This window comes from Cupriavidus sp. SHE, from assembly GCF_000812445.1.
Classification (GTDB): Bacteria; Pseudomonadota; Gammaproteobacteria; order Burkholderiales; family Burkholderiaceae; genus Cupriavidus; species Cupriavidus metallidurans.
Genome location: NZ_JWMB01000021.1, coordinates 197654 through 212867 on the forward strand (window position 1 = coordinate 197654; position 15214 = coordinate 212867).

A 15214-nucleotide genomic window follows, 5' to 3' on the forward strand; every position below is an offset into this window, starting at 1 on the left:
GGGCGCTGGCGAATCAGGGGCCGGCCGCAAGCCGTTGCAGGCGGCCGACCCAGGACAGACACGTCCACCGTGTCAATAGTTCGTGGCTCAGCTCTGGCTGAGCGCGCTGGACAGGAGCCGCGCGGTGATATCGACGATCGGGATCACCCGTTCGTAGGCCATCCGCGTGGGGCCGATCACGCCCAGGGTGCCAACGATCTGGCCATCCACCCCGTATGGCGCGGTGATCACGGCCATGTCCTCGATCGGCACAAGCTGGCTTTCGCCGCCGATGAAGATCTGCACGCCTTGCGCGTGACTCGACACATCGAGCAGCTGCAGCAGGCTTGTCTTGTGCTCGAACACGTCGAACAGGCGACGCAGCTTGTCCATGCTCGACGACAGGTCTTCCACTTCCAGCAGCTTGCGCTCGCCAGAGATGAACACCTGCTCGTTGTCCTCGGCCATCGCGCTGCTGCCCGCCTCGACCGCCGCCTGCATCAGCGCGGACATGTCGCGGCGCAGGTCCTGCAACTCCACGCGCAGGTGGTCGCGCACGGCGTCGAAACTCATGCCCGCATAGTGAGAGTTGAAGAAATTCGCCGCCTCGATAAGCTGGCCCGGCGTGTACGCCAGGTCAGTCTGGATGATGCGGTTCTGCACATCCCCTTCCGGGCTGACGATGATCAGCAGGATGCGCTTGTCAGACAACCGCATGAATTCCACCTGACGGAATGACTGCGCGCGCCGTGGCGTCATCACCACGCCAGCGAAATGAGAAAGATTCGAAAGCGTATGCGCTGCCGCCGTGATCATGCGCTGCGGCCCGAACTGCTGGCCACCCAGTTGCCCCTGGATCTGGCCGGTCAGCTCCGCCAACTCGGCACTGAACTCCGGCGCGCGCTCCAGCGGGCGCGCCGTCAGCATCGTGTCGACAAACAGCCGGTACCCGCGCGGCGTGGGGATTCGGCCGGCCGAGGTATGTGGGCTGGCGATAAAACCCATCTCCTCGAGGTCCGACATCACGTTGCGGATGGTGGCCGGCGAGAGATCAAGCCCCGAGAACTTCGACAAGGTGCGCGAGCCCACGGGCTGCCCCTCGACGATGTATCGCTCGATCAGGGTCTTGAGAAGCTTTTTTGAACGTTCGTCCATGATGCCCCGATTTTAATCAAACTTTGGCGGTTCAGGCGTCACCTGGAGCGGTGGCGGCCCAGTGCTGACAACGATCATGCCGGTATGGTCTAATCCCGGCATGTCTGCCCCCCACAAGACCGGCGCCGCGCGCCCCCCGTTCAAGACTGTAGCCCTGGTGGGCCGACATTCGACCGCTGGCATCGAAGGTCCGCTGGAAGAGCTCGCATCTTGCATCTCCCGCAACGGACAGGATGTGGTGTTCGAACGCGAAACCGCAATGGCTACCGGGCTGACAGGTTACCCGGTGCTGACCCCCGACGAGATCGGCCGCGAAGCTGATGTGGCGGTGGTGCTGGGCGGCGACGGGACGCTGCTCGGGCTGGCCCGCCAGCTAGCCGGGCACGATGTGCCAGTGATCGGCGTCAACCACGGCCGGCTGGGCTTTATGACCGACATCCCGCTCGATGCCATCTCCACGGCACTGCCCGAGATGCTGTCTGGCCGGTACGAGGCCGAAACCCGGATGCTGCTGGAGTCGCGCGTGATCCGCGACGACTCGGTGATTTTCTCCGCGCTGGCGTTCAACGATGTGGTGGTGAACCGCTCGGGGATCTCCGGCATGGTCGAACTGGCGGTCTCGGTCGACGGCTATTTCATGTACAACCAGCGCTCGGACGGCCTGATCGTCTCCACGCCCACCGGCTCCACCGCCTACGCGCTGGCCGCGGGGGGCCCGATCCTGCACCCAACGCTGTCCGGCCTGGTGCTGGTGCCGATCGCGCCGCACGCGCTGTCGAACCGGCCCATCGTGCTGCCGTACGACGCCGAAGTCACGATCGAAGTGGCCAGCGCGCGCGATGTCAGCGTCAACTTCGACATGCAGGCGCTGGCCTCGCTGCTGCCCGGCGACCGCATCGTGGTACGCCGTTCGGCCAAGACCATCAACCTGCTGCACCCGGTGGGGTATAACTACTACGCCACGCTGCGCAAGAAGCTGCACTGGCACGAGTATCCGACTGAAGACAACCGGCTCTGATCCGCAGACGCCTTAACGTTCCGTCCTGATCCTCGTTACCCGCCCTTACCACCCTTACCGCCCTTACCCGCCACCGCTCACCGCCCACGATGCTGCGCAGCCTCTCGATCCGCGACTTCGTCATCGTCGACACGCTCGACCTCGACTTCTCCGCCGGCTTTACCGTCTTCACGGGTGAAACCGGCGCGGGCAAGTCGATCCTCATCGACGCGCTCGCCCTGGTGTTGGGTGAACGGGCCGACGCAGGCGTGGTCCGCGAAGGCGCGGCACGTGCCAGCATCAGTGCCACCTTCCACACCCACCCAGCGCTGGATGCGTGGCTGGCCGAGCGCGAACTGTCGAGCGACATGGAAGACGACGATGGCGGCACCGTGCTGCTGCGCCGGACTGTCGACGCCAGCGGCCGCAGCAAGGCCTTCATCAATGGCGCCGCGGCAACGCTGGCGCAGTTGCGCGAGGTGGGCGACCAGCTCGTCGATATCCACGGCCAGCACGCGCACCAGTTGCTCCTGCGCCCGGATGCCCAACGCCAGTTGTTCGACGCCCACGCAGGTCTGACCGAACAATCCGCCGCCGTGGCCGAGGCCTGGCGTGTGTGGCGCGCCTGCGTCAAGCAGCGCGAGGCGGTGGAGCACCAGTCGCGCGAGATGCAACTCGAGCGGGAGCGGCTCGAATGGCAGGTTGGCGAGCTGGACAAGCTCGCGCCGCAGCCGGGCGAATGGGAAGAGATCCAGGGCGAATACAACCGCCTGTCGCACGCGGCGGGCCTGATCGACGGCAGCCGCGCCGCGCTCGACGCGCTATCCGAATCGGACGGCGCAGTGACCTCCGTGCTCAACGGCGTGGTGCACCGGCTCCAGCAACTGGCCGATGTCGACCCGGGCCTGCGCGACGTGCTGGCCGCGCTCGAGCCGGCGCTGGTGCAGGTCGAGGAAGCCGCGCACTCCCTGAACCGCTATGTCGACCGGCTCGAACTCGATCCGGAACGGCTGCAGACCGTGGAAGAGCGCATGCAGGCGCTGCACGCCACCGCCCGCAAGTATCGTCTGCCGCCGGAACAGCTATCCGACGAGTTGCTGGCCCGCCGCCAGCAACTTGACGACCTCCAGGCCGCCCAGGACATCAACAAGGTGCTGGCGCGTGAAGCCGCGTCGCGCGCTGCCTACCTGACCCTCGCCCAGCATCTGTCAGGAACGCGCAAGGTGGCAGCCGAAGCCTTGTCCACCGCGGTTACCAATGCGATGCAGGGCCTGTCGATGGCCGGCGGCACGTTCGCCGTGGCATTGCATCCGCTCGAGGAAGGCCAGAGCCACGGGCTCGAGCAGATCGAGTTCCTGGTGGCGGGCCACGCCGGCGTGAGCCCCAGGCCGCTCGCCCGCGTGGCATCGGGTGGCGAACTGGCGCGGATCAGCCTGGCAATTTCGGTCATCACGAGCGAGGCGGCGCCCACGCCAACGCTGATCTTCGACGAAGTGGATACCGGTATCGGCGGCGCGGTAGCCGAGGTGGTCGGACGCCGCCTGCAGGAGCTCGGACGTTCGCGACAGGTACTCTGCGTCACGCACCTGCCACAGGTGGCGGCGCAGGCCGGGACCCACCTGCTGGTCAGCAAGGAAACCAGCAAGGACGACAAAAAGGCCGGAGGCGACAATGGCGGACCGGTGACGCGGTCGCGCATCCGGACACTCGATACAGATGGTCGCGTCCAGGAAACCGCGCGTATGCTTGGTGGTACCACGGTCACTGCCACGACCATGCAACATGCCGAGGAAATGCTGGCGCAAGGCACCAAGGCTGCACAAGCGGCCAACTCGCCGCGCGAAGCCAGTGGCAAGCGCCCGCGCCGCGCCGCCGGCTGATTCCGGCACGCCGAACCACACAGGAGTTTCAAACCGATGCCCCATGGCAAGTCGCCATCGCTCCACCGCCGCGTCGTCGCGGCCACCTTTGCCGCGCTGGCTGTGACGGCAGTGTCGGGCTGCGCCTCGGAATCGAAGTCATTCGCGCCGCCGCGCGGCAGCATTACGGACGACCGCGCGATCGGGGACATCCTCGTCAAGTTCACGCCGCCGGATGTGACAACCTCGGAAGACGCCGGCAAGCTGCTGGCAGCGGTCGAGGGGCCGGTGCGCTATGTGGTCAAGCGCCCAATGTCGGGAGGGGTCTGGCTGGTCACCGCGATCACGAAATCCCCCGACATCACCGCCGACCAGGCCGTCGCCACGCTGCAGGCCGCGCCGCGCGTGGAATCGGCAACACCCGACCGCATGTTGAAGCCGCACCGGTCCATGCCGGTTGGCCGCGACATGCCCCAGCAATAAGGTTCAGCATCGCCTAATCTGAGAGCCGAGTACCTCAGCAGTTCGCATCGCCGGTTGCCTCGCCAAGCTCTAGCCGACAAAGCCCCTTAAGGAGCGATGATGCCGTACAGGTTGCTGAAGTCCCGGCTCACGTCCGCCGCGCCAGCCGCGCTGTTGGTCATCGGCGCGGCCCTTGCCCACGCTCCTGCCGCCCATGCCGATACCGGCACGGCAGCGCGCCCCGCCCCGGTCTACACCGGCAACTACATCGTGCGCTGGCGCGACGGCAGCCAGACCGTCGACACCCCTGCGGACACCACCCGGATGCGCCAGGTGGCTTCCAGCACGGGGCTAGGCCTGTCGGTCAAGCGTCCGATGTCCGGCGCCATGCAGTTGCTGACTGTGAAAGACAGTCGTGGCGACGATCCCGAGATCGTCGCAAAGCGGCTGCGCAACGATCCGCGCATCGCCGACGCCGTGCCGGATCGCTGGCTGCGGTTGCATGACACGATTCCGAACGACCCCGAATTCGCCACCAACCAGACGTATCTTGGCCCGCCATCGCAGGTAGTTGGCGGCGTCAACCTGCCGAAGGCGTGGGACCGCACGCGCGGCAGTAGCAGCGTCGTGATCGCGGTGGTCGACACCGGGTATCTGCCACACCCAGATCTGGCCAGCCGGATAATAGCCGGCTACAACTTCGTCACGTCGAACGGCGCGACGCGCAGCAGCGACGCCACGGACCCCGGTGACTACGTCCCATCCGGCGTCACCTGCCCTGACGGCTCCGCTGGCCCAGAGGCCAGCACCTGGCACGGCACACGCGTGGCCGGCACGCTGGGCGCGTTGACCAACAACGGCCTCGGCATCGCCGGCGTGGACTGGTCGGCACGGATTCAGCCCGTGCGGGTATCGGGGCGCTGCGGCGCGCTACTGTCCGACACCGTCGACGGCATGCGCTGGGCCGGCGGCCTGAGCGTGCCAAATGTGCCGAACAACCCGACCCCGGCACGGGTGATCAATGTCAGCCTGGGCGGTGGCACGTGCTCGACGATTGAACAACAGGCGATCAACGATCTCAATGCAGCGGGCGTGGTGGTGGTGGCTGCCGCCGGCAACTCGGCCGGCGCCGTGGAAGCGCCCGCCGACTGCTCCGGCGTGGTCGCCGTGACCGCGCACGCAAACGATGGCGAGAACGCGAGCTACGCCAACTTCGGGACGCAGGTAACGCTGAGCGCGCCGGGCGGCGGCTGCGGCAACTCAAAGGTTGGCACCATCGCGGGTCAGCCAGTCTGCACGGCGGTGGGCGGCCAGTCATACATCCGGACGCTCTCGAACGATGGCGCGACGACCATCGGCAACTACACGATCGTCAGTTCTCAAGGCACGAGTTTCGCGACTCCAATGGTGTCGGGCGTCGTCGCATTGATGTTCGCGGTGAACGGCGCACTGACGCCGGCCCAGGTCACGACTGCCCTGCAGAGTTCGGCACGTCCGCACCCGGCCAACACGTTCTGCACCACCGGCAGCAATGTCGGCAAATGTGGCGCGGGACTGCTGGATGCCGACGCTGCCTTAGCGGCGGCAATTGGCACGCCGGCCAGTTCCACATCGACGTCGACTGGCAGCGGTGGCGGCGGGGGTGGTGGCGGCGCGATGGTGCCGTGGAGCGCTGCCTTGTTGCTGGTGATCGGTGTGATGGGGTTCGCGATACGGCGACGGGTGGGAGTGAAGCGGGCATGACCGCGTAGCGGGCGCCTGCCCTCTGCCCCTTCCCCCGCCCCTTCCCCTTTCCTGCTAGTGGGGTCGGGGCAGAACACCGCGGGAGTATCAAAATCGAAGGCTGGCGATTTGCGCTGCTCGCCGGCTGGCTGGAAGGGCGACAACCGCTCAACTATCCTTCACGCTTCCCGCGCGCCACCCACCATTCCTGCAGCAACCAGCAGCCCAATCCCGCCACGGCGCCGGCCGCGTGCGCGCCGCGCACCACGCCGAACCCCCACGACGGATCGAACACCACGGCCGCGAGCCACGACTGTTCGAGCCAGACTTTGCCCAGCACGATCACGCACGTCACCACGCCAATCAGGCGCGACCAGCCGGGTGCCTGCAGCAGCCGCAACGCCGTCCATAGCGCAAGCCCGTGTGCAGCCCCGGACAGCCCGCCATACCAACCTACCGCCGGCATCGCGAGCAACGCCAACTGGGCGGCCAGTCCGCAGATCACCAGCACCGTCAGCGACTCACGCACCCGCGCCTCGCGCCCGGCCAGCAGCATGAGCCCGGCGGTGGCGGCAACATCGGAGAGATAGTGTCTGGTGTCGAGGTGCACCCACATCGCGGTGAACAGACGCCACCATTGACCCTCTATCCGCACGGCATCGCGCAGATAGAGGCCGTGCGCGTGCATCCACGGCACGAACGTGAACAACGCGGCCAGCGCCGCCACACCCGCCACTGCGGCGAGCATGGCCGGCCAGCCCGGCAAGGCGCGCTCAGCCTTCACCAAATACCGCGCGCCACAGGGTGCGCACCTGCGTGGCCTGTTCGCGCACGCTCTCCGGTTGCACCCGCGCATGGTCGAACCCATCGAGCCGCAGCTTGTGCTGGCGCGCGCGGAACAGCCGGTAGGCGTCGCCCACGGCCTGCGCGAGATTGGCGTCGATCAGGTTCAGCACGCCCGCCATGCGCAGCAGCGCAATGTTGCCGGCATTGCGGGTCAGTTCCGGATGCGCGCCGCTGTGCAGCAGCACCAGGTACTGCACGGTGAACTCGATATCGACCATGCCGCCGCGATCATGCTTGAGGTCGAACAGGTCGGTCGGGTTCGGATGCCCCTCCGACACCTTGGCGCGCATCTCGACGATTTCGCCGCGCAGCGCGGCGGCATCGCGCGGCTGGCGCAGGATCTCTTCGCGAAGATCCTCGAAACGGGCGCCGATTTCCGGGGCGCCAGCGCAGAAGCGCGCGCGCGTCAGGGCCTGGTGTTCCCAGACCCATGCGGCGTTGTCACCCTCACGCAACTGGTAGCGTCGGAACGCGTCGAAGCTGGTCACCAGCAACCCGGCCGCGCCGTTGGGCCGCAGACGCGTGTCCACGTCGAACAGCATGCCCGCCGCGGTATGGCTGGTCAGCCAGGTGATCAGGCGGCGTGCGTAGGCCGCATAAACGTCGGGCGCACGTTCGTGATCGTCGTCGTCGTAGAGGAAGATCAGGTCCAGATCGGACGCATACCCCAACTCCTTGCCGCCGAGCCGGCCATAGGCGATCACGGCGAAACGCGGGGTGTCGCAGTGGCGCGTCGGCAACTGGCGCCACACGGCCTGCAGCGTGACGTCGAGCATCGCATCGGCCAGATCGGAAAGACGGTCGGCCACCTGCTCGACGGTGAGCATCCCCTGCAGATCCTGCAACAGGATGCGGAACGTTTCGGCATGGTGCTCGCGACGCAGGATATCCATCTGCGTCTCGATCTGGCCGTCCGACGCCTGCAGCCGCTCGCTCAGCCGCGCGCGGAAAGCGGGCCAGTCCGGCGCTCCGGCCAGCGCGTCCGCATCGAGCAGTTCGTCGAGCAGTTGCGGGTGACGCGTCAGGTAGGTCGCGGCCCAGCGCGATGCGTGCAGCGTCTGCGCGACTCGGTCCATTGCCTGCGGATACTCCGACAGTAGCGACAGATACGACGCCCGCCGGCTGATCGCATCGAGAAAATCGAGAAAGCGCGCGATCGTGCTGTCCGAATCGTCCTGCTTGGCCGCGAGATCGAGCGCCCGGTTGACGAGCTGGTCGAAGCGCGAGCGGCTGGTTTCGGACAATGCGCGATAGCGCATCGACGTGGCGATCGCGCGGAGCCGGTCGTACAGGCCCGTGCAGTCGCTAAAGCCCGCGGCCTGCAGGCGCTGGCATGGTGACGATTCGGGATCGGTCTCCTCGCCATCACCCGGGGTGTCCTGCGAGGCGCGGGAGCTCTGCTCCTCACGCACCAGCGCGGGCCACAGCGCCTCGCACTCCGGCGTATCCGGATTGGTGAACGTCGCCTCGAACTGCTGCGCCACGGGGTCCATCAGCGCGTTCATCTGCGCGACCAGCGCTTCCCAGTCGCCATAGCCCATCATCTGCGCCACGGCGACGCGCTCCTCGTCCGACGTCGGCAGGTGATGCGTCTGGGCGTCGTCGCGATACTGGAGCCTGTGCTCGAGCTGGCGCAGGAAGCGGTAGGCATCGGCAAGCTGCAGTGCCTGCCCGGCGGGCAACAGGTTGCGTTCCAGGGCCACGTCGAGCACCTCGAGCGTGGGCCGCACCCGCAGCGCGGGGTCCTGGCCACCGCGAATCAACTGGAACACCTGCGCCATGAACTCGATTTCGCGAATGCCGCCACGGCCGAGCTTGATATTGAACGAGCGCTGGTTCACACCGTGCCCGGCCAGACCACCGCTGCGCTTGGCGGCTTCGGCGCGAATCTGGGCATGGAGCGATCGGATCGCCGCGATCACGCCGTAGTCGAGGTAACGTCGGAATACGAACGGCGTGGTCAGGCGCGAGAGCATGGACGCGACGCGTTCGGCGTGCGGCGTATCGCAGGCCGACACCACACGCCCCTTGATCCAGGCATAGCGTTCCCACTCGCGGCCCTGCACCACCAGGTATTCCTCGAGCATCCCGAAGCTGCAGACGAGCGGCCCCGCGTCGCCATTGGGGCGCAGGCGCATATCGACGCGGAAGACGTAGCCATCAGCCGTGACCTCGGACAGCAGCGTGATCAGCCGGCGGCCAAGGCGAATGAAGTACTCGTGATTGGACAGGCTGCGCGGTCCGCCCTGCGTCTCGCCATCCTCGTCATAGAGGAAGATCAGGTCGATGTCGGACGAGACGTTCAGTTCGCGCCCGCCGAGCTTGCCCATGCCCACGACCACCAGTTCCTGCGCCTCGCCGCTCTGGTCGCCGATGGGGCGCCCATAGGTCGCGCCAAGGTCCGCGCCGAGCACGCGCAGGCCGAACTGAATCGCCAGCTCCGCCAGGTCCGTCATCGCGCCGGTGATCTCCGCCAACGTGGCCAGACCACGCAGATCGCGCTCGATCAGCACGCACATGACCTCGGCACGCAACCGGCGCAGTGCCTGGGCCGCGGCGGCCTCCGCATCGGCGGACGGCGCGACCAGCGCCTGCAGCCGCGACTCCATCCATGCGCGGGATACCGGTGTCGCGGCGGCCTCGCCGACGATCGCCGGCAGGCCCGGGCGTGCCGCGAGCACCCGACGTGCGTAATGAGAGTACGCAGCCGAGTACAATACATGGCCTTCGCAATCCGCGGCGGCAAGCCCCTGAGCCGCGATCGTGGCATAGGCCCCCTGGGCCATGTTGCCGATCGGACCGGCCTCGCCGGGCAATGTCACATTCGAAGTGGTTCCTGCGCCATCCGCCATGCGCTGCAGGTCAGTCGAAGCCGGGGCATTGCCCTCGGCGGAACTCGTCGGATCAGGGACAGTCATTCCAGTTACTTTTTGCAATTTCGCAGCAGGCGCCGTGACAACACGCGGCATTCGCGTGCGCACCACTTTGGAGAGCGGCTAGTATTGTCGGATAATCTGCCCATGTCCAGCCGCCCTACCGCTCCACACGACGGTTCCGCATCTCCGCGCGCGGGTGGCGAAGACCAAGTCGCGCTTGCCGTTGCTCCCCGGAGTTCGATGCCCACACCTGGCGCTGGTCGCCGGGCGGCGGCGTTCGTCCGCGCCACGCTGCGCGGGCTCTGGATCGGATTGTGGACAGCCATCCGCCATCCGGTCTGGCCCCGACTCTGGCGGATGATCGTGCGCATCGTGGCGGCGCTGCTCGCACTGGCGATCGTCGCCGTGCTGCTGATCCGCTTCGTGCTCTGGCCGCAGGCCCACACCGCGCGCGAATGGCTCGAACACCAGGGGTCGACCGCGCTCTCCGCGCGCCTCACGATCGGCGAACTCGACACCTATTGGGATGGCTGGCATCCGGCGTTCCGTGCCCGCGACGTACGCGCGGTGGACGCGCAGCAGCGCGTGCTGCTGGCCGCCGGGTCGCTCGACGGCAAGCTGTCGTGGCAATCGGTGCCGACGATGGCGCTGCAGTTCGTCAGCCTGACGGCCGACCGTACCGATGTGCTGATCCGCCGCACTCCCGAAGGCAAGCTGCTGGTAGCCGGTGTGCCTGTGGAACCACAAAGGACCGGCGCGCAGGACGATCCCTTCCTGCACTGGCTGCTGTCCCAGGGACGCATCGATCTGGTCAGCGGTAACCTGCGCTGGCTGGACGAGAAGGCCCGGCTGCCTCAGCTTGACGTGGCGGACATCCACTTCACCACCGAGCGCGATGGCGCCCAGCACATTGTGCGGCTCGAGGCGCGCAGCGCCGCGCTGGCGCCGCGACCGCTGGTATTCCAGGCCAACCTGCGCCACGACTACCTGCACGGCACGGGCAACTGGCAGCACTGGACCGGTCAGGCAAGCTGGGCCTTCAACCAGCTCGAATTGCCGGTCGTGCAGCGCTACCTGGCCATCTTCGACAGCGTGCAGGATGGCGTCTTCAGCACCGACGGCACCGTCGACTTCCGTGGCGGACAGGTACAGCGCAGCCAGATGCGGCTGCGTGCATCTGGCGTCGACCTGCATCTGGCTGGGGCGCCGGAGCCACTCAAGCTGGCCAACGCCCAGGCTCTGCTACTGCACAAGAGCGACCGCAACGGCAACCACCAGCTGACCATCGACACCCTGCTCTGGCAGGCCGAGCCGCAGGCGGGCCCGCCGTCCAACGCGGACGCGTCGTGGCGCGAAGGGATGCGCAAGGTGACGATCGACTGGAACCGTGACAGCTCCGGCCAGTTGCGCAAGTTCGCACTGCGCGCGCCGACTTTCGACCTCAACACGTTGCGCGCGCTGGCTACGTCGATGCCGCTGGACACCGCCGTGCTGCGCCAGCTCCGCGCGTTGCAGCCGGCGGGCCATATCGACAATCTCGACGTCGCGTGGTCGCGCGACCGCGCCGGCCTGCTGTCGCGCGCCCCGGGCACCCAGCACTACAACGTGCAGGGCACGCTGCGCAACGTTTCCGTGAATGGCCAGCCCGCCGTGCCGGCCGTGGATGCGGACGGCCTCCCGCGCGCCGGCACGCCCGGCTTCAGCCAGCTCTCGGGCAGCTTCAACTTCGACGACAAGCAGGGCGTGGCGAGGGTCGACACTACCGGCGGCGCCCTGATCTTCCCGGGTGTGTTCGAGGATCCACGCCTGCCGTTCGACACGCTGCGCGGCGAAGTGCGCTGGACGCACGAGGGCGACAAGCTCGTGGTCCGTACCGATGGTATCCAGTTCGCCAACGCCGATACTGCCGGCGCCGTGCGCGGCACCTGGCGCCAAGGAGGCGACAGCCACGCCGGCGTGGCCGATCTGACTGGCGAACTCGAACGCGCCCAGGCCAACCGTGTCCCGCGCTACATGCCGCTCACGCTGCCAGCTACCCGCCACTATCTGGCGGGCGCGCTGGTCGGCGGCGAAGCGCACGACGTCAAGTTTCTGGTCAAGGGCGACCTCACTCACTTCCCCTTCCATCCGCCGCTGGCCAAGGCTGGCGACTTCCGCGTGGAAGTGCCGGTGCGCCGCGTGAACTACCAGATCGCACCAGACGAAACCGGCCCCAATGGCGCAAGCGGGCAAAAGGCCGGCACGGCATGGCCCGAATTCACGGACATCGAAGGCACGGTGATGTTCGAACGGGGCAGCATGTCGTTCCTGGCGAAGCGCGCGGGCGTGGCGGGTATCCAGGGCGTAACCCTGCGCGACGTCAGCGGGCGCATCGAGGACATGGGTGACCACGGCCATCTGCAGGTCGACGGCAGCGCCAGCGGCCCGGTGCAGAGCTTCCTGCGCTTCGTGGCTACCAGCCCGGTCAAGGAATGGACGGCCAACGTCACCGAGACGTCGCACGCGCCGGGCAATGGCGAGCTCAAGCTCAAGTTGGACCTGCCGCTTAATCACGCGGCAGGTTCTAAGGTCAACGGCGAGTTCCGCTTCCCCGGCAACGACGTGACCCTGTTCCCGGAACTGCCGACGCTCTACGGCGCCACCGGCGCGGTGGCCTTCGACGAACACGGCTTCCGACTCGACAACGTGCGTGGCCGATTTGTCGGTGGCGAGACTCGCCTCGGCGGCGGCACGCAGCCAGACGGCACCACACGCGTGACAGTCAGCGGCACGGCCACGGCCCAGGGCCTGCGCGAGGCGCTCGGCACGGAAATGTCAGCCCTCGGCAGCCGCATCGACGGGACCACCGCCTATAGCGCCGTGGTCGGCGTTCACGACAAGCATCTGCAGGTGGAACTGGCATCCAATCTCAACGGACTCGCGCTTGACCTGCCTGCGCCGCTGGCCAAGACCGCCGCGCAGGACATGCCACTGCGCTTCGACCTGCGACCGTCGACCGCGCCCGGCCGCGCGGGCCAGGACGAAGTCACCGTGCAACTCGGCAATGCGGCCAGTGCGCGCTATGTGCTGCGCCGTGGCGGCGATGCGCTGGAAGTCGTGTCCGGCGGCATCGGCCTTGGGCAATCGGCGCCCCAGCCTGCCAGCGGCGTCACGGTGGCGATGACCACGGACCGGCTCAATGTCGATGCCTGGCGCGCCTTGCTCAGCGGCCCGGATAACAAAGGCGGCGACAAACCCGCCGGTGACATAGGGCGTTCGTCGCCATTCCTGCCCGATCGCATGACGGTGCGCGCCAAGGTGCTCGATGCGTTCGGCCGCAGTCTCGATGACGTTTCGCTCGATGCCAGCCGGGAGCGCGGCGACGGCGGCTGGAACATGCAGATCAATTCGCGCCAGATCGCCGGCACCGGACAGTGGCGCCGCAACGCGAGCAATCCGTCCGGGATGCTCACCGTGCGGCTCGCGCATCTGGACATCCCCGACGCCACCGATGACGGCCACATGACCGAAGCCATCACGCGCAGCGTCGAGGAAATGCCGGCGCTCGACCTGAGCGTCGACAGGTTCGTCCTGCACGGCCGGGAATTCGGCAAGCTCGAGGTCAAGGCCCATACGAGCCATGACGACAACCAGCCGGTCTGGACGCTCGACAGCCTGATCATCGAACAGCCGGGCGCCAAGCTCACCGGCAATGGCTCCTGGCGCCTGCCAAGGCGCTTGCGTGAAGCGGCGGCTCAGGGCGATGCTTCCTCGACCGAAGGCCGCCGCACGCTGCTGAACTTCAAGCTCGACATCCGCAACGGAGGCGACGTGCTCGAACGTATGGGCCTGCCCCACACGCTGCGCGACGGCAAGGGCACGTTCGAGGGTCGCATCGCCTGGCGCGGCTCGCCGATGTCGATCGACTACCCCACGCTTTCGGGTCGCCTGAAACTGAATATCGAGAACGGCCAGATCCTGAGCGTCGACCCGGGTGCCGCGCGGCTGCTCGGCGTGCTGAGCCTGCAAAGCCTGCTGCGCTTCGCCACGCTCGACTTCCGCTCGCTCTCGAGCCGGGGGATGGTGTTCGACAGCCTCAACGGCACCGGCACGATCGAAAACGGCGTGGGCAAGATCGAAGAGTTCAAGTTCAAGAGTGGCCAGGCCATGGCCTCGATGTCTGGCACGGCGGACCTGCTGCACGAGACGCAGGACCTGGAAGTGGCCGTGACGCCGCGCATCAACGCCACCACCACGTCGGTGGCCGCCGCGTTCATCAATCCGGTGCTGGGCATCGGCACGCTGGCCGCCCAGTTGATGTTCGCCGACGAGATCTCGAAGGTGTTTACGCAGCATTACCGCGTGTCCGGATCGTGGGCCGACCCCAAGGTCACCAAAGTGGAAGACAATAAGACGCAACCGCCGATCCAGGAGCGTTCCGGCGCCTATCCGCGCTGAAGCCCCTGCTCCAGAGAAGGAAGCCAAGATGACTGCCACTGCCCCGATGCGCGTTGCCGCCATCCAGACCGTCACCGGCATCACGCTCGACGACAACCTCGCGCGTGCCGATGCGCTGATCGCCGAGGCCGCGCGCGGCGGCGCCGAACTGGTGCTGCTGCCCGAGTACTTCTGCATGATGGGCCGTCACGAGACCGACAAGGTCGCCATCCGCGAACAGGATGGCGACGGTCCGGTGCAGAGCTTCCTGGCCGATGCCGCGCGGCGCCATCGCGTCTGGCTTGTGGGCGGCACGCTGCCGATGTGGTGCAACGACGATGCGCGCGTCTACAACACGTCGCTCGCCTTCGATCCGCATGGCCGCCGCGTCGCGCGCTACGACAAGATCCACCTGTTCGGCTTCACCAAGGGCACCGAGAGCTACGACGAATCGCGCACGATCCTGGCCGGCAAGACGCCGGTGGCCTTCGATGCGCCGTGCGGACGGGTGGCGATGTCGGTCTGCTACGACCTGCGCTTTCCGGAGCTCTATCGCGGGCTGGCCGGCAAGAACGACGTCAGCCTGATCCTGATGCCGGCGGCTTTCACCTACACCACGGGCCAGGCTCACTGGGAGATCCTGCTGCGCGCCCGCGCGATCGAAAACCAATGCTATGTGCTGGCCGCAGCACAAGGCGGCAAGCACGAAAATGGCCGCCGCACCTGGGGTCACTCGATGCTGGTGGACCCGTGGGGCGAGTTGATGGGCGTGTTGCCCGAGGGCGAAGGCGTGGTGTCGGGTACGGTCGACCCAGCCCGTCTTGCCGAAGTGCGTCAGAACCTGCCGGCACTGCGTCACCGCGTGCTGTAGGATTGACGGAAATTCACATTGCAGGCCGCCG

The 15214-nt window shown here is 67.2% G+C and carries 9 protein-coding genes; 6 read left to right on the forward strand and 3 right to left on the reverse strand.

What is annotated here, in order from left to right; translation table 11 throughout:
• Positions 1-87: 87 nt before the first annotated feature.
• On the reverse strand, positions 88-1134 hold the full coding sequence (gene hrcA / locus RN01_RS11955; protein ID WP_008649330.1) for a heat-inducible transcriptional repressor HrcA: 1047 nt from the start codon (positions 1132-1134) through the stop codon (positions 88-90).
• Between the two features lie 100 nt (positions 1135-1234).
• Between hrcA and RN01_RS11960 the strand changes: the two genes are divergently transcribed.
• The 4 genes from RN01_RS11960 to mprA all read left to right on the forward strand — a co-directional run bounded on the left by RN01_RS11960 (position 1235) and on the right by mprA (position 6195).
• Positions 1235-2152 carry an NAD kinase gene (locus RN01_RS11960; RefSeq protein ID WP_008649331.1) on the forward strand — a complete coding sequence of 306 codons (918 nt, stop codon included), beginning with the start codon at positions 1235-1237 and terminating at the stop codon, positions 2150-2152.
• 89 nt (positions 2153-2241) lie between these two features.
• Positions 2242-4011, forward strand: a complete 1770-nt coding sequence (gene recN / locus RN01_RS11965; protein WP_024569134.1) for a DNA repair protein RecN — start codon at positions 2242-2244, stop codon at positions 4009-4011.
• A gap of 36 nt (positions 4012-4047) precedes the next feature.
• Positions 4048-4473 (forward strand): hypothetical protein, encoded by a 426-nt coding sequence (locus RN01_RS11970; protein WP_024569133.1) that lies wholly within the window; start codon positions 4048-4050, stop codon positions 4471-4473.
• A 99-nt stretch (positions 4474-4572) separates the two neighbouring features.
• Complete coding sequence (mprA, locus tag RN01_RS11975) at positions 4573-6195, forward strand: MprA protease, GlyGly-CTERM protein-sorting domain-containing form (protein ID WP_024569132.1); 1623 nt, start codon at positions 4573-4575, stop codon at positions 6193-6195.
• Positions 6196-6346: 151 nt separating this feature from the next.
• Here the strand turns inward: mprA and rrtA are convergent, their stop codons facing one another.
• Entirely contained in the window at positions 6347-6922 is a 576-nt protein-coding gene (rrtA, locus tag RN01_RS11980) for a rhombosortase (RefSeq protein WP_051069038.1), read from the reverse strand.
• A gap of 25 nt (positions 6923-6947) precedes the next feature.
• Positions 6948-9806 carry a bifunctional [glutamate--ammonia ligase]-adenylyl-L-tyrosine phosphorylase/[glutamate--ammonia-ligase] adenylyltransferase gene (glnE, locus tag RN01_RS11985; RefSeq protein ID WP_369799846.1) on the reverse strand — a complete coding sequence of 953 codons (2859 nt, stop codon included), beginning with the start codon at positions 9804-9806 and terminating at the stop codon, positions 6948-6950.
• A 330-nt stretch (positions 9807-10136) separates the two neighbouring features.
• On the opposite strand from glnE, the gene RN01_RS11990 reads away from it, so the two are divergent.
• Together RN01_RS11990 and RN01_RS11995 are read left to right on the forward strand one after the other, a co-directional pair.
• On the forward strand, positions 10137-14333 hold the full coding sequence (locus RN01_RS11990) for a YhdP family protein (protein ID WP_024569130.1): 4197 nt from the start codon (positions 10137-10139) through the stop codon (positions 14331-14333).
• Positions 14334-14361: 28 nt separating this feature from the next.
• Positions 14362-15183, forward strand: a complete 822-nt coding sequence (locus RN01_RS11995) for a carbon-nitrogen hydrolase family protein (protein WP_024569129.1) — start codon at positions 14362-14364, stop codon at positions 15181-15183.
• Positions 15184-15214 lie beyond the last annotated feature (31 nt).

Coding starts and splice junctions, on each gene's coding strand:
- hrcA (WP_008649330.1), bottom strand. CDS start 1,134: ATGGACGAACGTTCAAAAAAGCTTCTCAAGACCCTGATCGAGCGATAC.
- RN01_RS11960 (WP_008649331.1), top strand. CDS start 1,235: ATGTCTGCCCCCCACAAGACCGGCGCCGCGCGCCCCCCGTTCAAGACT.
- recN (WP_024569134.1), top strand. CDS start 2,242: ATGCTGCGCAGCCTCTCGATCCGCGACTTCGTCATCGTCGACACGCTC.
- RN01_RS11970 (WP_024569133.1), top strand. CDS start 4,048: ATGCCCCATGGCAAGTCGCCATCGCTCCACCGCCGCGTCGTCGCGGCC.
- mprA (WP_024569132.1), top strand. CDS start 4,573: ATGCCGTACAGGTTGCTGAAGTCCCGGCTCACGTCCGCCGCGCCAGCC.
- rrtA (WP_051069038.1), bottom strand. CDS start 6,922: ATGCTCGCCGCAGTGGCGGGTGTGGCGGCGCTGGCCGCGTTGTTCACG.
- glnE (WP_369799846.1), bottom strand. CDS start 9,806: ATGGCCCAGGGGGCCTATGCCACGATCGCGGCTCAGGGGCTTGCCGCC.
- RN01_RS11990 (WP_024569130.1), top strand. CDS start 10,137: ATGCCCACACCTGGCGCTGGTCGCCGGGCGGCGGCGTTCGTCCGCGCC.
- RN01_RS11995 (WP_024569129.1), top strand. CDS start 14,362: ATGACTGCCACTGCCCCGATGCGCGTTGCCGCCATCCAGACCGTCACC.